The 19376-nt window shown below is 60.3% G+C and carries 20 protein-coding genes; 6 read left to right on the top strand and 14 right to left on the bottom strand.

The features are described 5' to 3' along the window. Positions 1 to 103: 103 nt before the first annotated feature. Together sodB and C1949_RS07660 are read left to right on the top strand one after the other, a co-directional pair. A complete protein-coding gene (sodB, locus tag C1949_RS07655; protein WP_104737887.1) occupies positions 104 to 685 on the top strand; it encodes a superoxide dismutase [Fe] in 582 nt (193 codons plus the stop codon). A 219-nt stretch (positions 686 to 904) separates the two neighbouring features. Further along, positions 905 to 2971: a putative bifunctional diguanylate cyclase/phosphodiesterase gene (locus tag C1949_RS07660; RefSeq protein ID WP_104737888.1), complete on the top strand. Its 2067-nt coding sequence runs from the start codon at positions 905 to 907 to the stop codon at positions 2969 to 2971. A 3-nt stretch (positions 2972 to 2974) separates the two neighbouring features. Here C1949_RS07660 and C1949_RS07665 read toward each other — a convergent pair whose 3' ends face one another. From C1949_RS07665 to C1949_RS07715, 11 genes are all read right to left on the bottom strand, one after another. Then, positions 2975 to 3892, bottom strand: coding sequence for a GIDE domain-containing protein (locus C1949_RS07665; RefSeq protein ID WP_104737889.1), 918 nt, complete (start codon positions 3890 to 3892; stop codon positions 2975 to 2977). After that, entirely contained in the window at positions 3889 to 4461 is a 573-nt protein-coding gene (locus C1949_RS07670; RefSeq protein ID WP_104737890.1) for a LemA family protein, read from the bottom strand. The genes C1949_RS07665 and C1949_RS07670 overlap by 4 nt, the downstream gene beginning before the upstream one ends. 192 nt (positions 4462 to 4653) lie before the next feature. Then, positions 4654 to 5583, bottom strand: a complete 930-nt coding sequence (gene rpoS, locus C1949_RS07675) for an RNA polymerase sigma factor RpoS (RefSeq protein WP_407651861.1) — start codon at positions 5581 to 5583, stop codon at positions 4654 to 4656. 242 nt (positions 5584 to 5825) lie between these two features. Beyond that, a complete protein-coding gene (locus C1949_RS07680) occupies positions 5826 to 6713 on the bottom strand; it encodes a peptidoglycan DD-metalloendopeptidase family protein (protein WP_104737892.1) in 888 nt (295 codons plus the stop codon). 52 nt (positions 6714 to 6765) lie between these two features. Beyond that, positions 6766 to 7689 (bottom strand): polyprenyl-phosphate transporter, encoded by a 924-nt coding sequence (locus C1949_RS07685; protein WP_104737893.1) that lies wholly within the window; start codon positions 7687 to 7689, stop codon positions 6766 to 6768. Positions 7690 to 7712: 23 nt separating this feature from the next. After that, positions 7713 to 8384: a protein-L-isoaspartate(D-aspartate) O-methyltransferase gene (locus tag C1949_RS07690; RefSeq protein WP_104737894.1), complete on the bottom strand. Its 672-nt coding sequence runs from the start codon at positions 8382 to 8384 to the stop codon at positions 7713 to 7715. 2 nt (positions 8385 to 8386) lie between these two features. Beyond that, the gene (surE, locus tag C1949_RS07695) at positions 8387 to 9136 is read right to left on the bottom strand and encodes a 5'/3'-nucleotidase SurE (RefSeq protein ID WP_104737895.1); all 750 of its coding nucleotides are present in this window, start codon (positions 9134 to 9136) and stop codon (positions 8387 to 8389) included. Next, entirely contained in the window at positions 9136 to 10191 is a 1056-nt protein-coding gene (gene truD / locus C1949_RS07700) for a tRNA pseudouridine(13) synthase TruD (protein WP_104737896.1), read from the bottom strand. The genes surE and truD overlap by 1 nt, the downstream gene beginning before the upstream one ends. Next, the gene (gene ispF / locus C1949_RS07705; protein WP_104737897.1) at positions 10184 to 10660 is read right to left on the bottom strand and encodes a 2-C-methyl-D-erythritol 2,4-cyclodiphosphate synthase; all 477 of its coding nucleotides are present in this window, start codon (positions 10658 to 10660) and stop codon (positions 10184 to 10186) included. The genes truD and ispF overlap by 8 nt, the downstream gene beginning before the upstream one ends. An 81-nt stretch (positions 10661 to 10741) precedes the next feature. After that, positions 10742 to 11590, bottom strand: coding sequence for an S-formylglutathione hydrolase (gene fghA / locus C1949_RS07710; protein WP_104737898.1), 849 nt, complete (start codon positions 11588 to 11590; stop codon positions 10742 to 10744). A 201-nt stretch (positions 11591 to 11791) separates the two neighbouring features. Then, positions 11792 to 12904 (bottom strand): S-(hydroxymethyl)glutathione dehydrogenase/class III alcohol dehydrogenase, encoded by a 1113-nt coding sequence (locus C1949_RS07715; RefSeq protein WP_104737899.1) that lies wholly within the window; start codon positions 12902 to 12904, stop codon positions 11792 to 11794. 122 nt (positions 12905 to 13026) lie between these two features. Between C1949_RS07715 and C1949_RS07720 the strand changes: the two genes are divergently transcribed. Continuing rightward, on the top strand, positions 13027 to 13923 hold the full coding sequence (locus C1949_RS07720) for a LysR substrate-binding domain-containing protein (RefSeq protein WP_104737900.1): 897 nt from the start codon (positions 13027 to 13029) through the stop codon (positions 13921 to 13923). A 75-nt stretch (positions 13924 to 13998) separates the two neighbouring features. Here C1949_RS07720 and C1949_RS07725 read toward each other — a convergent pair whose 3' ends face one another. Then, entirely contained in the window at positions 13999 to 14388 is a 390-nt protein-coding gene (locus C1949_RS07725) for a DUF4168 domain-containing protein (protein WP_104737901.1), read from the bottom strand. Positions 14389 to 14554: 166 nt separating this feature from the next. On the opposite strand from C1949_RS07725, the gene C1949_RS07730 reads away from it, so the two are divergent. The 3 genes from C1949_RS07730 (at position 14555) to C1949_RS07740 (ending at position 17962) form a co-directional block, all read left to right on the top strand. Next, on the top strand, positions 14555 to 16057 hold the full coding sequence (locus C1949_RS07730) for a sensor histidine kinase (protein ID WP_104737902.1): 1503 nt from the start codon (positions 14555 to 14557) through the stop codon (positions 16055 to 16057). After that, positions 16054 to 17427: a sigma-54-dependent transcriptional regulator gene (locus tag C1949_RS07735; protein ID WP_104737903.1), complete on the top strand. Its 1374-nt coding sequence runs from the start codon at positions 16054 to 16056 to the stop codon at positions 17425 to 17427. The genes C1949_RS07730 and C1949_RS07735 overlap by 4 nt, the downstream gene beginning before the upstream one ends. A gap of 79 nt (positions 17428 to 17506) precedes the next feature. Further along, entirely contained in the window at positions 17507 to 17962 is a 456-nt protein-coding gene (locus C1949_RS07740; protein WP_104737904.1) for a hypothetical protein, read from the top strand. Between the two features lie 42 nt (positions 17963 to 18004). On the opposite strand, the gene C1949_RS07745 is transcribed toward C1949_RS07740, so the two are convergent. Then, a complete protein-coding gene (locus tag C1949_RS07745; RefSeq protein WP_104737905.1) occupies positions 18005 to 18385 on the bottom strand; it encodes a rhodanese-like domain-containing protein in 381 nt (126 codons plus the stop codon). A 219-nt stretch (positions 18386 to 18604) separates the two neighbouring features. Continuing rightward, positions 18605 to 19348, bottom strand: a complete 744-nt coding sequence (locus C1949_RS07750) for a lysophospholipid acyltransferase family protein (RefSeq protein ID WP_104737906.1) — start codon at positions 19346 to 19348, stop codon at positions 18605 to 18607. Positions 19349 to 19376: the final 28 nt, after the last annotated feature.

The raw sequence follows: 19376 nt of genomic DNA on the forward strand, positions 1-19376 counted from the left end.
GCGTAGACGGTTCGCCGCCAGGCTCAGTTCAAGCCGCGGCCGGCTGTCGAGACAAACGACACGATCGTTTCCGGAACGTGATACCTGACGATGGAGATAAACCATGGCTTTTGAATTACCCGCACTCCCTTACGAAAAGAACGCACTGGAACCGCACATCTCTGCAGAGACCCTGGAATACCACCACGGCAAGCATCACAACACCTACGTTGTGAACCTGAACAACATGGTTCCGGGCACCGAGTACGAAGGCAAGAGCCTGGAAGAGATCATCAAAACTTCCAGCGGCGGCGTCTTCAACAACGCAGCACAAATCTGGAACCACACCTTCTACTGGAACTGCCTGAGCCCGAACGGCGGCGGTGAGCCGACCGGCGAGCTGGCCGAAGCCATCAACAAGGCATTTGGCTCTTTCGCAGCATTCAAAGAAGAGTTCAGCAAAGTCTCCATCGGCACCTTCGGTTCCGGCTGGGGCTGGCTGGTCAAGAAAGCTGATGGCTCCCTGGCGCTGGCCAGCACCATCGGCGCCGGCTGCCCGCTGACCAGCGGCGACACCCCGCTGCTGACCTGCGACGTTTGGGAACACGCCTACTACATCGACTACCGCAATGCGCGTCCGAAGTACGTAGAAGCGTTCTGGAACCTGGTCAACTGGGACTTCGTAGCGAAAAACTTCGCTGCCTGATCCTGCCTGACTCTGCGTTATCCACAACACCCTGCCTCGGCAGGGTGTTGTGCTTTTGGTGATTGCAAAATGATTGCGCTTTGACCTCGTCCACTGGATTATCGATACTCAGAAGCTGGCACGCCGAATATTGTGCGCGTCGGAGTCTTGCGCAGGCGCTGGAATTGACTGCATGATGGCCTAATAGCGCAATCCATCGGGATAAGGAATAAGAAGACGTTGAAGCTCGAGCGCCGGCACAGTCTATCCATAAAACTGCTCCGCCTGGTGCTGCTCTGGGCGCTGCTGGTGGGCTTGGTACTGAGCCTTGGGCAGATCGCTTTCGACTTGCGCAAGGAGCGCCGGGAGATTGATCGCACCGCAGAGCAGATCCTTGCGATGTCGCAGGATCCAGCTACCCAGGCAGTCTACAGCCTGGATCGCGAAATGGCGTTGCAGGTCATCGGTGGCCTGTTCGAACATCCCGCAGTGCGCTTTGCTTCCATCGGTCACCCTGACGAAACCCAACTGGCCAGCCGTGAACGGCCGCTGGTCGACAGCCCACTGCGCAAGGTCACAGACTGGCTATTTGGCGTAGAACAACACTACAGCATCGGCCTGTTTGGCCGCGAACCCTACAACGAGTACTACGGCGACCTGCGCATCGTCCTCGATACCGCCCCCTACGGCGAAGACTTCCTGCAGAGCTCATTGATCATCCTTGTCTCCGGCACCCTGCGCGCCGTTGCTATGGCACTGGCACTGTACCTGCTCTATCACCTGCTGCTGACCAAACCACTGGCCGGCATTATTGACCGCATCAGTGACATCAACCCCGACCACCCCGGGAAGATGCATATCCCCATGTTGCCGGGCCAGGAAAAGAACGAGCTTGGCCTGTGGATCAACAAGGCCAACGAGTTACTTGAATCCATCGAGCGCAACAGCAATCGCCGGCGCGAAGCTGAAGCCAACCTGTTGCATATGGCCCAGCACGATCATCTGACCGGCCTGCCAAATCGCAGCATGCTGCAGGAGCAGCTCAGCCGTATTCTCAGCGACGCAGGCCGGCGCCAACGCGGTGTTGCCGTGCTCTGCTGCGGGCTGGACGATTTCAAGGAAATCAACGAGCAATTCAGCTACCAGTCCGGCGATAGCCTGCTGGTCACCGTCGCTGACCGCCTGCGCGCCAACAGCGGGCGGCTCGGCAGCCTCGCACGGCTGGGTGGCGACCAGTTCGCCCTGGTTCAGACCGGCGTCAGTGAGCCATACGAGGCAGCCGAACTAGCTCAGACCATCCTTGATGATCTGGGCCGACCGTTCGATATTGGTGAACACACCGTCAGCCTGCGCGCGACCATTGGCATCACCCTGTTTCCGGACGACGGCGATAACGCAGAGAAGCTGCTGCAGAAGGCTGAACAGACGATGATGCTGGCCAAGGCACGCTCACGGAATCGCTACCAGTTTTACATTGCCAGCCTGGACAGCGAGATGCGCGTGCGCCGCGAGCTCGACAAGGAGCTACGCGGCGCACTGGAACGCAACGAGTTCCACCTCGTCTACCAACCGCAAATCGCGTTTGACGATCACCGCGTAGTTGGCGTGGAGGCACTGCTGCGCTGGCACCACCCGGAACGCGGACTGGTGCCACCAGACCTGTTCATTCCGCTGGCGGAGCAGAACGGCAGCATCATCGAAATTGGCGAGTGGGTGCTGGATCAGTCCTGCCGCCAACTGCGTCTCTGGCACGACAGCGGGATGACCGAGCTACGCATGGCCGTCAACCTGTCGACCGTGCAGTTGCACCACAGCGAGCTTTCCCGGGTGGTCACCAACCTGATCCAGCGCTACAAGCTGCCAGCACGCTGTCTCGAGATGGAGGTCACCGAAACCGGCCTGATGGAAGACATAGCCGCTGCCGCAGGCCACCTCAACAGCTTGAAAAAAGCGGGCGTACAGATTGCCATTGACGATTTCGGCACCGGCTATTCATCGCTGAGCTACCTACGCGGGCTGCCGCTGGACAAGATCAAGATTGATCGCAGCTTCGTTCAGGATGTGCTGGTCGACGAAGACGACGCAACCATCGTCCGCGCCATCATCCAACTTGGCCGCAGTCTCAACATGGAAGTCATTGCCGAAGGGGTGGAATCGGCTGAGCAGGAAGCCTACATCATTGCTCAGGGATGCAATGAGGGGCAGGGCTACTACTACAGCCGCCCGCTCTCTGCCACAGCGTTCACCGACTGGCTGCACAGCTACAACCATGCAACTGAAAAGGCCCGGCGCTCGGAGTTGAGCTGAACCTCAGCCGACCCAGAACCAGCAGGCCAGCGGTGCGCTGATCACCAGACCCACCAGCCCCAAAAACGCGCCTCGGCGCAGACGCTTGGCCAGGTCTTCCTCGTGATGATCAGACAGGATAAAGGGCAAACCACGCCGTGGCGGCTTGCCGAGAGCGTGTACGAGTGGGCGCTGACCGTCGACCCTCGCCAACCGCCCCGCCTCACCAGCAGCAGCCTGGCGAACCCGCTCCCACTCCTGCATATCGAGTTCGCCATCACCATTACGGTCAAAGCGGGTGAGCAGATCATCGTAATCAGCTTTCCAGCCACTGATCACCTGCCGCGCTGCCGCTTGGCGGTCAAACTCATCGCGACCGCCACCACGACTTTCGAACCAACCGAGCGCATAAAGCAGCTCGCCCTCTGCAAACCACTCCTCGGTATAGCGGTAGCGCTTGCGAATTAACGTCGCCAGCAATCCCTTCTTCACTGAACTGCCAGCCGGCCAGCGCTGGCTACCCTCCCAGCGCCGACAGTGACGCGGGTGCACCTCGGCTCCACTGGGCATGACCCAGCAACTCCCGGTGTCGTCACGCAGCAGAAACGGCCGATCTGAGCTGCCTTGCTCGACAGTGTGCCAGTTGTTGTTCTTACCGCTGCGTCGATACTCCTCGACGCGAAACCGATACCACAGACAGTCGATCTCGCCGAGCGGCGAGATGAGCTGTGTATGCCCTCCAGCATCAAGCGTACCCTGCAGTTCGACCAGCCCCTGGGCCGCCGAGCGTACCTTTGAGGTTGGGGTGTCCTCTAGCCACCGCGCGCGCCGCAGGCGCGTCAGCATGAAATACAGACAGGCCAGCGCGACGGCGGTAATGATTGAGCTGAGCAGGTAGTAGTTAGCCGGCGACAGCAACAGGACGCCGTGCACATCAATCATGAAAACAGGGCCCTAATGTCGACATCAGCCTTTTCTTCAGCGGTAAACTGCAGCAGTTCGGCCGACTTGAAACCGAATAGCCGAGCCAGCAGCACCTCGGGGAACTGTTCGATACGGACATTATTGATGTTCACCGCAGCGTTATACAGTTCGCGCCGGTCGGCGATTCCGCTTTCCAACCCGGTGATTCGTTCCTGCAAATGCTGAAATGACTCGCTCGCCTTCAGGTCAGGATAGTTTTCGGCCAATGCAAACAACTGCCCCAGCCCCGCCCGAAGGGCGCTTTCCGCACGACCGACACCTTTCACGTCGGATTCTGCGCGCGCTGCGGCAACCGCCCCCCTGGCTGCAATTACTCGCTCCAGGGTCTGGGTTTCGTGCTGCATGTAACGACGACAGGCTTCGACCAGCTTGGGCAGCTCGTCATGACGCTGCCGCAGCAGGACATCAATATTGGACCAGGCCTGACTGACCGCGTGTTTCACACTCACCAACTGGTTGTACAGCATGATCGCGTACAACAGCACAACACCCAGCACGACCAACACAATAACCGTTGTAAGTTCCATTACCTGCTCTCCTGTTCCATTGATCCCGCCTGACCACTGCACGTTACCGTGCGAACCCGCCACGTCCGGACACACCCGCTCGCCCAAGTCCCTGGCAGACTCAAGGGGTCACTATAAAGAGATTAAAAAAAAGCCGCCACGCGCAAAAGGCTGACGGCTTTCAGGTCACCGAATGGCGACACATTGTGGTGGTTACTGAAAGAGCGACTCTCCGGTCAGGCCATGCTGCTCGAGAATATCGCGCAAACGCTTGAGCGCCTCGACCTGGATCTGTCGTACACGCTCGCGGGTGAGACCGATCTCGCGCCCGACTTCCTCCAGCGTGCTGCTCTCGTGGCCACGCAAACCAAACCGTCGCGTGACCACTTCGCACTGCTTTTCCGTCAACTCTCCAAGCCACTGGTCAATGCTGGCGTTGAGGTCGTCATCCTGCAGCAGATCACACGGGTCCGAGCCCTGTTCATCCGTGAGAGTGTCAAGCAGCGTCTTGTCCGAGTCAGGGCCAAGTGACATGTCGACCGAAGCGACCCGCTCGTTCAGACCCAGCATGCGTTTAACGTCTTCGACCGGCTTGTCCAGCAACTGGGCAATTTCTTCCGGCGAGGGCTCATGGTCGAGCTTCTGAGTCAGCTCACGGGCGGCCCGCAGATAGATATTCAGTTCCTTGACCACATGAATCGGCAGACGAATCGTCCGCGTCTGATTCATGATTGCCCGCTCAATAGTCTGGCGAATCCACCAGGTCGCATAGGTCGAGAAACGAAAGCCACGTTCCGGGTCAAACTTTTCCACCGCCCGAATCAAGCCGAGGTTACCTTCCTCGATCAGGTCGAGTAGTGTGAGCCCCCGGTTGACGTAACGCCGGGCGATCTTGACGACCAATCGCAGATTGCTTTCGATCATGCGTTTGCGCCCTGCCGGATCACCCTTTTGCGCCAAGCGGGCAAAATGGACTTCCTCTTCAGGGGTCAACAGGGGAGAAAAACCGATTTCGTTGAGATACAGCTGCGTGGCGTCAAGCTGTTTGGTGAAGTCGAACGCATTCTCGCGTCGATGGTTGCGCGGAGTAATCCGCTTGTTATCTACGGACACAGGCATCTCGTTCACCTCCTCATCATCCATGATGGTGCTGTCTTGCGACGTGCTGTCCAGCGATATGACCTGCTCTGGCTGTTTCTTATTTTTTACTGCCATATGCGTGCCCCAATTCCAGTAAAACGCGGCAACGACACAGCCCATCAAATCACACCCCATTATGGGCAGTGCGTCCCTACTGACTGTTGCGATGCAACAGACCAGTCACGTTCTCACAGACTGCCCGCAGAACGTGACAAACCCATGGCACCACAACCGACACCTTACCATCAAGACCGGGGCAAATACGCCAACGGGTCTACAGGTTGACCCTTGCGCCGGATCTCGAAATGCAGCTTCACCCGATCAGTACCGCTACTACCCATTTCGGCAATGACCTGTCCAACCTTGACCTGATCACCTTCTTCAACCAGCAAACGGCTGTTGTGCGCATAGGCGCTCAGGTAGGTCTCGTCATGCTTGATGATGATCATATCGCCATAACCGATGAGACCTCGTCCAGCATAGACTACTGCTCCATCAGCAGCTGCTTTCACAGGCTCACCCAATTGTCCGGCAATATCAATCCCTTTATTCAAACTCCCGTTTGACTGGAAGCGCGCCAGCAATTGCCCACGCGCAGGCCAGCTCCAGCCGGAAGCACTGACTGGCGTAGAGGAGCTGCCTGCAGACCGTGTCGCAGACGGGGCTGCCGTCGCGCCTGCAGTACTGGCAGTGCTGCCTGAACGCGGCGTGCTGGTGGTCGCGGGGGTGCTGCGTACAGCAGTGGATCTGGGGGTTGATGAGGTGCTGGAAGCCGCTGGCGTGGAAACGGTGGGCGAAGACGCAACGACAGGCGCACGGGAGGCGGCGCGACGTCCAAGACTGATACGCTGACCCGGGTAGATGGTATAGGGCGCGCGCAAGTTGTTATTGCTGGCCAGAGCCTTCCAGTCCCAGCCATAGCGGAACGCAATCTGATACAGCGTCTCGCCCCGCTGAACGGTGTGATAGCCGGTCGTCACCGCCTGCGCGCGCATGCCGCCACGGCCGCGCTCGTCGATGGGAACGGTGCCGGAAGGCCCTGCACATGCGGCAAGCAGCGCCGCCAATAACACTATACCGGCACGTTTTACCGGCTCAACGGCCCCATGCCCGCAACGCACACACAGCCCCATTCCTGGTTGGCTCCCGTTCAGTATCGCGTGTGGGGCTCGCGCGCAGCGCCTCTCAGGCTGCGGCGCGCCGTCCCCACCATTCTAATAACAACACTAATACCACGCCGAGCACCATCAACGCCAATCCGGCCTGCCAGAGCGATGGCTCACCGGTCAGCTCGGCGTACTGATGCGGCAGCAGGTTCATCTCCTGCAGCGGAACCTGCTCGCCATGGCTGTTGACCCGCCAAGTGAGTGTTTGTTTCCACGGCCAGACCTTGTTCAGTGAACCGACCAGCAATCCGGTCAAAAATGCCAGCGTAACACTGCGCGCATGGCGTAGCAGCCAGGACAATAAACGCGAAAAGCTCAGCAGTCCGGTCACGCAGCCCAGTGCGAACAGTCCGAGTAGGCCAAGATCGGCGCTTTTGACTGCGTGCAAAACACCGGAGTACAGGCCCAGCAACAAAAGAATAAAGCTGCCGGAAATACCGGGCAGGATCATTGCGCAGATCGCAATGCAACCGCCGAGAAAAACGTTCAGGGGAGTAACACTCAGCGCTAACGGCGAAGCAACGGTGATCAGGTAAGCAAATACCCCGCCAAGCACTGCCGCAACAACCGCAGCCGTATTCCAGCGGGGAATCTCGCGCCCAACCAGATAGACCGAGACCAGAATCAAACCAAAGAAAAACGACCACACCAGCAGTCCGTGATGCGCCAACAGATAGGTAATCAGGCGTGCCAGCGTGGCAATGCTGCAGAGTATGCCCGCCAGCAGGGTAACCAGAAATGCGCCATCAACCGCCCGCCAGGTATCGGCAAACCGGCCGCGTAACAGCCATACCAACTTGTCCGGTGTGCAGGCCGCAATGGCCGCCAGCAGGCGATCGTAGATGCCGGAAATGAAGGCAATGGTGCCGCCCGACACCCCAGGCACAACGTCGGCGGCGCCCATGGCGACGCCACGGAGAAAGATAAAGAGGTATTCCTTCACGGAGGCGTCCTTGGGATGAGAATTCAGGAGTGAATGGCGCCAGCCAGCAGCGGCACGAAGCGCACCGGCTCGACCTGCTGATAGGTAAACTCGTCACCGTGGCGAATAACCAGCATCAAGTGCTGCTCACGTTCGCCGACCGGAATCACCAGGCGACCGCCGTCAGCCAACTGACCGAGCAGCTCGCGCGGAATTTCAGCCGGTGCTGCAGTGACCAGAATGGCATCGTAGGGGCCGTACTGTGGCCAGCCCCAATTACCATCTGCATGACGGAAAACGACATTGCGCACGTCGATATCCCGGAGCACACGCTTGGCGCGCTCCTGCAGCGGCAAAATCCGTTCAACACTGAATACCCGTTCAACCACCTTGGCCAGAATGGCGGTCTGGTAACCGGAGCCAGTGCCGACCTCCATGACTTTGTCGAGCGACCCGCCGCCGAGCAGTAACTCGGTCATGCGGGCAACGATATAGGGTTGCGACAAGGTCTGGTTGTGGCCAATCGGCAACGCAGTGTCTTCGTAGGCTCGATGCGACAGCGCTTCATCCACAAACAGATGACGCGGCGTGCGACGCATCGCTTCGAGCACGTGCAGGTTACGAATACCCTCTTCAAATAACCGCTCAAGCAGCCGCTCACGGGTACGCTGCGAGGTCATGCCGATACCGGCACGGTAAAGGTCGTCATGTGCCATGCTCAGTCCAACCCGCCCAGCCAGCTCTCCAGGTGGTCAAACACCTCGTACAGCGTCTTGTCGACACGCAGCGGTGTCACCGACACGTAGCCCTGCATGACGGCGTGAAAATCCGTTCCTTCGCCGCCGTCCTCGGCGTCACCGGCGACCGAGATCCAGTACCCCTCCTTGCCCCGCGGATCGACCCACTTGACCGGCTTGGCGGCGCGCGCGCGGTGGCCCAGACGGGTCAGACGAATGCCCTTGATCTGCTCCAGCGGCAGATTGGGAATATTGACGTTGAGCACCGTACGCGGCGGCAGATCGAGCTGATCATGCGCCTCGACCATCTTCCGGGCGAAGTAGGCGGCAGCCGGCAGGTTGTCGGTTTGCCGGCCGGTCAACGAAAACGCCATGGCCGGACGGGCCAGAAAGCGCCCCTCCAGCGCGGCAGCAACCGTACCGGAATAGAGCACGTCGTCACCCAGGTTGGCTCCCAGGTTAATGCCTGCGACCACCATGTCGATGCTGTCTTCATACAGCGCATTGAGGCCCAGGTGCACGCAGTCGGTCGGGGTTCCGTTGATACCAATAAAGCCGTTTTCCAGAGTGAAGGGCCGCAGCGGCCGGTCCAGACTCAGCGCGCTGCTCGCACCACTGCGGTCCTCTGCGGGAGCCACCACCACACAGTCGGCATAATCGGCCAGTGCACCGTGCAGGGCTTTGATACCCGGCGCCAGCACACCATCGTCGTTGGCAATCAGAATACGCATCAGTTTTCCGTTTCCAGCCCGCCACCGGGGGTACTGGAGAGTTCCAGCAGCTCATGCAGCAACGCCGTGGCGAAGCAGCCGGTAGGCAGGGTAAATTCCAGTTCGAGACAATCGGTGGACGGATAATGCCACGTAAGTCCCTGAATGGGGAGGCGTAAAATCCGTCTCGCCTGCTCCAGACCAGCCCCTTCGAGCCAGGCGGCCAGTTCCGGTTCGGCCGTCGCCACCTGCTGTTCCAGCCGTGCGACGGCGCCGCCACTGGCCAGGGCACCGGTACCCCACAGCGCGGCAGTCGGATGCAGGTCCAGCGCTGCCGGCCGCGGGTCATCCGCCGCCAGCTCACTGGCAGGAAAGTGACTCCGACTATCGGTGAAAGCGAGGCGGTCGCCGTCGAGAATCCGGTTCCAGCTACCCTCTTCCACCCGCCTGGCGAGCATACGATTGAACAGCAGACTACGCGCTGTCGATAGCAGTCGGGACCGGGTACCACGTGCTGGCGGGTATCCACCCTGCCCGGCCCAGCGGCGGGCATCATGCAGATTGCTGCCATCGAGACCAAAGCGCTGCGGGCCGAAATAGTTGGGCACACCCTCACGGGCGATAACCTGTAAACGCGCGTCCAGTTGCTGCTGATCGGCCACCAGATCAGTGAGGCGAATAAAGAACCCGTTGGCACTGTGGGCACCGCGCTGCAATTTGCGCTGATGGCGCGTCTGCTCCAGACAGCGCAGCTGGTCGTTCCAGAGCGCGCTGAAATCCGGGTCTGCACGCCCCGGCAGCTGTAGGCTGAACCACTGCCGGGTCACCGCCTGACGATCCTTCAGGCCGGCGTAGCTGACGTTGCGCAGAGAAATACCGGCGGCGCGCGCCAGCTGTCTAGCGACTTCTTCGGTATTCAGGCCGCGCTTCTCCAGCAGTAGCCAGAGATGCTCTCCTGAACCGCTGAGTGCGATATCCAGCACCTCGGTCACGCGGAAGTCGTCCGGCGTGGCTTTCAGAGTCGCCCGGCCACAACTCTCACCCCAGGCGCGCGGCCCAAGCAGCTGTTCAGTCATGCGCTAGCAACAGGGCGACCGCGTGCACGGCAATCCCTTCCTCGCGACCAGCGAAGCCCAGTTTCTCGGTGGTGGTAGCCTTGACGTTGACCTGATCCAGCGCCACGCCCAGATCCGCGGCGATCTGCTCGCGCATCAACGGAATATGCGGCGCCATCTTCGGTCGCTGCGCGACAATAGTGGCATCGACATTACCGACCTTCCAGCCGCGCTCGCGCAACAGACCCATGACGTGGCGCAACAGCACCCGGCTGTCGGCGCCCTTGAACTCAGGATCGGTATCAGGAAAGTGCTGACCAATGTCGCCCAACGCCGCCGCTCCCAGCAAGGCATCGGCCAGCGCGTGCAGCAGCACATCGCCGTCGGAGTGGGCAACCAGCCCGCGGCTATGGGCGATCTGCACGCCGCCAAGGGTGATGAAGTCGCCGTCGCCAAAGCGATGAACGTCGTAGCCGTGGCCAATGCGCATGTGGTGCCTCCCGTCAGTCGATGGCGGCGATTCTACCGCCTCGACATGACAAGGGACAGGTCGGGCAGACTTGTCGGAGTGCTACAGCCCCAGCGCTGCCGCATGATGACGCAGGTGGTCATCAATAAAGCTGGCGATGAAGAAGTAGCTGTGGTCGTAGCCAGGTTGACGACGCAGGGTCAGCGGGTGACCCGCTGCCGCTGCCGCCGCCTCCAGAGCTTCGGGCTTGAGTTGCTCGGCAAGGAAGTTGTCGGACTCACCCTGATCAACCAGTAGCGGCAGGCGCTCGGTCGCGCCAGCCAGCAGCTCGCAGGCGTCCCACGCCTTCCATGCAGCTTTGTCGTTACCCAAATACCGGCCCAGCGCCTTGTGCCCCCAGGGGCACTCGCTCGGGTTGCTGATCGGCGCAAAGGCCGAGACCGAGCGATAGCGACCGGGGTTCTTCAGCGCACAGATCAACGCGCCGTGCCCCCCCATCGAATGGCCACTGATCGAGCGCTGATCCGACACCGGGAAGTGCTCTTCGATCAGACCGGGCAATTCCTGCACCACGTAGTCATACATGCGGTAATGCTGCGCCCAGGGCTGCTCGGTAGCATTGACGTAGAAGCCTGCTCCCAGGCCAAAGTCATAGGCACCTTCGGCATCATCAGGCACCCCTTCGCCACGCGGGCTGGTGTCCGGGGCAACAATGACCATGCCCAGCTCGGCCGCCAGACGCTGCGCTCCGGCCTTCTGCATGAAGTTTTCATCGGTACAGGTCAGACCTGATAGCCAGTACAGCACCGGCAGCGGCTTGCCCTGATCCGCCTGCGGCGGCAGGTAGATGCCGAACACCATGTCACAGTGCAGCACTTGGGAACGGTGACGATAGCGCTTAAGCCAACCGCCAAAGCTCTTGTTGGCGCTGACCAGTTCAATGTCGTTCATAAGAAACCTCCGGTTTCAGCTGCAAGCTGCAAGCTGCAAGCTGCAAGCTGCAAGCTGCAAGCTGCAAGCTGCAAGCGTAATCACGATTGGCTTGGCGACCAGGGCGTCAAGTACTTTCTAGAAGCGTTTCTACCAATCGTCGCCCCAAGAAAGTCCACGCAATTCGACGCCACGTGGTTTTGCTTGCCGCTTGCGGCTGGGTTAGAAATGAATGACGGTACGAATGCTCTTGCCTTCGTGCATCAGTTCAAAGGCGTCGTTGATTTGCTCCAGACCCATGGTGTGGGTGATAAAGCTGTCCAGCGGGATTTCACCGGTCTGGGATTTCTCGACGTAGCCCGGCAGCTCAGTACGGCCCTTGACGCCACCGAATGCACTGCCACGCCAGACGCGTCCGGTCACCAACTGGAACGGGCGGGTGCTGATCTCGGCACCAGCCGGCGCCACACCGATGATGGTGGATTCACCCCAACCCTTATGGCAGCACTCCAGCGCCGCGCGCATCAGCTGCACATTGCCGATACACTCGAAGCTGTAATCCACGCCGCCGTCAGTCATGTCGACAATGACTTCCTGAATCGGCTTATCGTGATCCTTCGGATTGACGAATTCGGTCAACCCCAGCTCACGGGCAATACCTTCCTTAGCCGGGTTGATGTCGATACCGATGATGCGGCTGGCACCGGCCATCTTGGCACCGATGATGGCGGCCAGGCCGATACCGCCCAGACCAAAGATGGCGACGGTCGCGCCCGCTTCTACCTTGGCGGTATTCAGTACCGCCCCGATGCCGGTGGTGACACCACAACCCAGCAGGCAGACTTTCTCCAACGGTGCTTCTTTCGGAATCACGGCAACCGAGACTTCCGGCAGCACGGTGTATTCAGAGAACGTCGAGCAACCCATGTAGTGATAGATCGGCTCGCCCTTGTAGCTGAACCGGCTGGTGCCATCGGGCATCAGGCCTTTGCCCTGGGTGGTGCGCACCGAGCTACACAGGTTGGTCTTGCCGGACTTGCAGAATTTGCACTCGCGGCACTCGGCGGTATACAGCGGAATCACGTGATCGCCGACCTCGACCGAGGTCACGCCCTCACCGACCGCTTCGACCACACCACCGCCCTCGTGACCGAGGATGCAGGGGAACACGCCTTCGCTGTCCTGGCCGGACAGGGTGTAGGCATCGGTGTGACAGACACCAGAGGCGACGATGCGAATCAGCACCTCGCCGGCCTGCGGCGGCGCGACGTCCACTTCGACAATCTGCAGGGGTTCATTCGGCGCAAAGGCCACGGCGGCGCGGGACTTGATCATGGGGACTCTCCATTGGATGAGGGAAACACAGGCTGCCAAGTGTAGTAGAGAGCAGTTTCGTGGATAATCACCCACTAGACAAAACATTATTGCTGTACAGGGATAATCATGAGCAACTGGGCATGAGCAACTGGGAAGGTATCGACGAATTCGTCGCCGTCGCCGAGTCGGGCCACTTCACCGGCGCAGCGCAGCGGCTGGGCGTCTCCTCCTCTCACGTCAGCCGGCAGATCGCGCGCCTTGAGGACCGCCTGCAGAGCCGCTTGTTCTACCGCAGCACCCGCCGCGTGAGCCTGACCGAGGCCGGCCAGACCTTTTTGCAGCATTGCCAACGCCTGATCGACGCCCGCGACGAAGTACTGCAGGCCATCACCGATCTGGGCAGCGAGCCCAAAGGGCTACTGCGCATGACCTGCGCGGTAGCCTACGGCGAAAGTTTCATCATGCCGCTGGTCAACAACTTTATGCAGCAGCACCCGCAGCTGCGAGTGGAAATGACCCTGACCAACCAGACCCTTGACCTGCTGCACGGCAGCTACGACCTGGCCATTCGTCTGGGCCGGCTGCAGGACTCGAGCCTGATCGCCACCCGCATTGCGCCGCGGCATATGTACCTGTGCGCCGCACCGTCATACCTGGAGCGTTTTGGCGCGCCGCACAGCCTCTCGGAGCTGCCGCGCCACAACTGTCTGATCGGCAGCAGCGACGTCTGGTCCTTTCAACAGCGCGGTCGCGAACTGCCCGTACGTATACATGGCAACTGGCGCTGCAACAGCGGTCAGGCGGTACTGGACGCCGCCCTGCGCGGCTTCGGCCTGTGTCAGTTGCCCGACTATTACGTGCAGGAGCACCTGCGCAGCGGCGCTTTACGTGCCCTGCTGCCCCAGCACCAGCCACCGCATACTGCAGTCTGGGCACTGTATCCACAGCAAAGGCATCTATCGCCTAAGGTCCGGCAGTTGGTCGACCACCTCAAACAAGGACTTGCCCGACGGCCGGAATACCAGCACAGCAGCTAACGACTGCCGGGCAAACCACCTTCTCTGCGGCCATAAGAAAAGGGGCCGAAGCCCCTTTCCCGTGAGTCAATCAAATCAGTTGAACTGCTGCGCACGCTCGCGCAACTCGGTATCGGTCTGCATGCGCGAGGCGATTTCATTGTAGCGAGCAACCTCCATACCGGAGCTCTCAACCGCCTCAACCATTTCCTGCTGGGCATCGAACTGCAATTGCTGCGCCTGTTCCTGGTCACTGGCCGCGCCCAGTTCGTCGGTCAGCTCCTGGCGAATCTCGTTGACCTTCTCTTCTGCGCTGACGAATTTTTCCAAGTCGGCTTCAGACACAGGCGCAGCTGCCGCGGCTGCGGACGGTTCGCCGTATTGCTGGCCAGCGGCTCCACCTGCGGTTTGCGCAATAGCGAACGGAGCACCCGCACTCAGGGTCACAACACACAGAGCAGCGGTCAGTTTTTTCAGATTCATCATGGTGCTTCTCCTTCGTTGAAGTTCACCAGTCACAGAGCAGAGACCGTGCCAAAAACCCAGAAAACACCATAACCATATGATTTATAAAAATAAAAACAAAAATCAAAAAAAATAAAACCACACCGGAGCCGGAACTATCAGCCATCAAAACGTATCTTTTTTAAACATGAGCAAAAAATATCCGTTCAAATATGACCCGCTAGCCTGGACAGGTATCAGCGGCCTGCAACGCACCGTCCTGCTGTTTGTTGTGCTGCCCCTGCTGCTGCTCACAGCGCTCGGTATCCGCTTCGGTTTGGAGCAGGCAAGCCAGTTTCAACAACAACGCCTGAAAGATGACCTTGAACTGATTGGCCGAGCCATCAGCATCCCTATTGGCAATGCACTGCGCGAGGGGGATCAGCAAGCGATCGAAGCGGCATTGAGCTCGGTCTTCATCATCGGCGAGGTCTATGGCGCGTCGGTGTTCGATGTGAATGGCGTGCGCCTGAGCGCAGCAGGGACCACCGAAAGCGACCTGTCGCGCACCGCCATTCCTGACCTGATCGTCTCCACCGGCCAGGCCCAACAGGGGTTCAGCCGAGTAGACGGACGCAACCTGTTCTCCCACTTCATGCCGTTGTTTGATGCCGGCGGCAATATTCAGGGGTTGATTCAGATCAGCCGGCGCGCCAGCGACTTCGGGCGGGCGCTGGATCAACTGGAGATCATCGCCTGGCTAGCCTGGGCGGTACTGGCTATCGGCATTATCTGCGCAGTCATGCTCGGCCACTACGGCGGCGTCGGGCGACACGTGGACCGCCTACTGGAACATATGCAGCACGTAGCGGCGGGCAATCACGCACACCGGGCGGCGCTGGAAGGACCGACCGAGGTCGCCTCCCTGGCTCGCGGCTTGAACCAGATGCTAGACAGTATCGAGCAGGCGCAGCAGGAGCTTGACCAGCACCGCCTCGCGGAAACCCGGCTGCTGGCACAGCTCAAGGACCAGGAAAAGATGGCCGCCATCGGCGGCATGGCGCGCGGTGTAGCCCATGAGCTCGGCGCACCGTTGAGCGTCATTGATGGCCGCGCCCGCCGACTGCAGCGAAACAGCGATACAAGCGCCGCCCAGACCCGCGAACTCAATGCCATTCGCGCCCAGGTTGCGCGACTGACTCGCACCGTTCGCCAACTGCTCGACTACAGCAGACCCAGCGCCGTGCAGCCGCGCACCACCTCTTTACGACAGATCCTGGACAGTGCCACTGCGGCGATAACGCCAGAGCTGGACGATGCTGGGCGCCAGCTGGAGGTAGTGCCTCTTGCCTCAGCCCACCTGCCCAACATCACTGTTGACCCGGCACGGCTTGAGCTCGCCCTGCTCAACCTGCTGCGCAATGCGCTGCAAGCGAGCCGGTCCTGCCTGAGGGTAACGGTGAGTCAACAACAGGATTACCTGCGCATCGATATCGAAGACGACGGCCCGGGCCTGCCCGAGGCGACGCATGCGCAATTGCTGGAACCGTTCTTCACGACCAAGCCGCCTGGCGAGGGCACCGGACTCGGGCTGGCAATCGTCGACACCATCGCCGAAGAGCACGACGGCGAGCTGCAACTGGGCAGCAGCGACCTTGGCGGCTGCCGAGCCACCCTGCTGCTGCCGACCAACAGAGAGAGCACCGCATGAGTCACACCGAACACCTGCTGCTGGTCGAGGACGACCCAGGGCTACGTGAACTACTGCAGGAGGAGCTGGAGGCCGAAGGCTACCGCGTCACCCCATGTCCCAGCGCCGAAGCCGCCCACGCCCTGCTTAAGCAGGGTGACGTCGATCTGCTGATCAGCGATCTGCGTCTGCCAGGTGCCGATGGCCTCAGCCTGCTCCCTGTCGCCCAACGCGCGAGCCCCGCCCCAGCAATTCTGATCATCACCGCTTTCGGTTCCGTTCAGCAGGCAGTGCAGGCGCTGCAGGAAGGGGCAGACGACTTCCTGACCAAACCCTTGGAAATGGATCATTTTCTGCTGACAGCCAGTCGACTGCTGGAGAATCGCCGCCTGCGCCGCGAAGTGCAGCGCTACCGTTCAATCATGGCCCTTGAGCAATTTCACGGGATCATCGGCCAGAGCAACGTCATGCGCCGGCTGTTTCAGGACATTCGCCAGGTCGCAGGCGCCGATGGCCCGGTTCTGATCCAGGGCGAGAGCGGTACCGGCAAGGAGCTGGTCGCTCGCGCAGTGCATGAGCAAAGCGCCCGTTCCAGCGCCCCTTATATGGTTGTCAATTGCGGCGGTATCCCGGGCGAGCTGATGGAGAGCGAGTTCTTCGGCCACGCCGCCGGAGCCTACACCGGGGCACGCAAGGCACGCGCGGGCCTGTTCCAGCAGGCCGACGGCGGCACCCTGCTGCTTGACGAAATAGGAGAAATGCCGCTCGCCCTGCAGGCCAAGCTATTGCGCGCCCTGCAGGATGGCAAGGTGCGCCCGGTGGGCAGCGACCACGAGATCCAGCTGAATGTGCGTGTAATCGCCGCGACCAACCGCCAGTTGACCGACTGTGTTGCCGACGGCAGCTTCCGCGAAGACCTGTTCTACCGACTGGAAACATTCACCCTGCAAGTTCCACCCTTGCGTGAACGCGCCGAAGACATTCACGCGCTGGCCGACTTCTTCCTGGCACGATTCAATGCCAGACAGCAGCGCCAGATCAAAGGCTTCAGCGACGACGCTAGAGCAGCGCTGCAGCGCCACCCATTCCCGGGCAATGTGCGCGAGCTGCAGAATGCAGTCGAACGTGCGGCCACCTTCTGTACCGGCAACCTGATCGAGCTCGTCAACCTGCCTGAGCGCTTGCAGCAGAACGAGGCCGACCTTCCCGGCGCACCAGCGGTACCGATGCTCGACAACCTCACCGGCGAAGCGCTGGACCAGCTTCCCAGCCTGGAGACGGTACAACGGCAATACATCCACCAGGTGCTCAGCGCAACCGGTGGCAACAAGCGTCGTGCAGCGGACATTCTTGGCATCACCCGCCGCACCCTCTACCGCTGGATAGAATGAGTGCGGCGATGCAGGACAGCCGCGCTCTGGGTTACAGTAGGCCCGAACCTCGAATAACCTCTCAACTCAGGAGCACAATGTGGCAAGCGCCCTGCGGCTGAATGCCCTGCTGGACCATCAATTCCAGCCGGGAGACCGACTTCTTTGCACCCTGCGCAACGAATTGAAACTGCTCGATGGCCTGTGTCGTACGCTAGGTGTCGCCGAACTGAGCCAGTTCATTGATACCACCGCGCTTGAGCTGCAAGCCGCCGTTGCCATGCTTGGTGAAGAAGGGCGCACAGCGGAGGTGCCGGAGGTTGACCCAGCAACCGGCCAGGTGTGGGGTATCGAAGACGTCAGTTGGCAACCGGTTGCCGCCGGCATGAGCACGCTAGAGGCGCTGGAGCAGCACCTGCGCAAAACCCCGCACAGTGGACTGAACAGCGCCAAGGTGCGCGACCTGCTCGATGAACTGGGCTACTGCACCACCCTGCTCACACCGCTTGAAGCCGAGGGTGCCCAGTTTCACCTGGCGCTCGAGGATCAGGGCTAGGCACCGGCGACAGCGTAGCGCCGCGCCGGTACCAACAAAGCGTTATTCGAATGGTGGCAAAGCCGCACCGGCCACCGGCTTGCCGGCCTCAGCCCAGGCATCAAAACCGCCCAGAATCGACAGCACGTCCAGGTATCCCATCTCCTGCAGCGAACTGGCTGCCAGCGCCGAGCGACCACTGTTTTTGCAATAAAGCACCAGCTTCTGATCACGAGCCGACAACACCGGGTCATTGCTGAGCTTGAATTCCAACAACCCACGAGGGATGTTGATCGCGCCCGGGATATGGCCAGCCTGAAACTCGTCCGCCTCGCGTACATCAATCAGCACATCGGCAGCCTGAATGGCTGCGTCAGCGGCCGTCAAATCAACCTCATTGACACGCGCCTTGGCGGCGGCGACCAGATCATGGGCGGTTTTCATAAGTGACTCCGGTGTTAGACATGGCAGGTTCGAGCCCGCATGCACCGCACCGGCAACACAAGACAGCCATGTGCCGGACTTTCACGAGCTCTCAATTAAGAAAAATATAAACTTTATTTTGATTCTATGCATAGCACAAAAAGGAATAACAAGCTCGCCGGAGATAAGCCAGCCTACTTACCTGACCGAAAACAGGGGCGCAAGGGAAACCAAGCCCAGCTACCCCAGCAACGCCGCGATACGCTGCCGGGTTTCTGCCATCAGCTCTGGCAGTTGCTCACGATCATAGCTGCTGGCGTCCAGCGGCTCACCGATGTGTACCGACACCTGCTGGCCTAGATTGAAACGCCAACTGCGTGCCGGAAGTACATTGTGAATACCGCGAATGGCAACCGGTACGATGATTGCGTCGGTATCCAGGGCCAGATGAAAACACCCCTTCTTGAACGGCAACAGCTCCCCGGTACGTGAACGCGTCCCTTCCGGCGCTGCCCAGAGCACAATCCCGGACTCCATCATATTCCGCGCCCGAGCCAGGTCGGCTATCGCCTGATTGCGCTTGTGGCGGTTGATTGAAGGGAATTCAGCCAACCGCATGGTGACCCCAAGCACCGGAATCCGATACAGCTCGGCCTTGGCGAGCATACGGATAGAGCCGGGCAAAGCGACGAAGCTGACCGGAATATCGTAGTGGCTGGCATGGGTGCAGAGAATGATATAGCGGCGACCGTCTGCGAAGTCCGGCGTTTTGCCGTATACCGTAACCTGCAGCCGCACCAGCCTCAGCAATTTGCTCGCCCAGCCGCGTGTGTAGCGGTCAACCCGGGCCCGATCCAGCTGCCTGAATGCGGCTCTCCAGATGACGTCCAGGCAGTACCCCAAGGTAACCAGCACAGAGCCAACCACAACGCCAACACGGCGCAGCAAGGTGGCAGATTCAGCAACGGGTGACAGACTCAGCATGACCACTCTCTTGTTATGGCTATCGACC

Source organism: Halopseudomonas oceani (assembly GCF_002903165.1).
GTDB classification, from domain to species: Bacteria; Pseudomonadota; Gammaproteobacteria; order Pseudomonadales; family Pseudomonadaceae; genus Halopseudomonas; species Halopseudomonas oceani.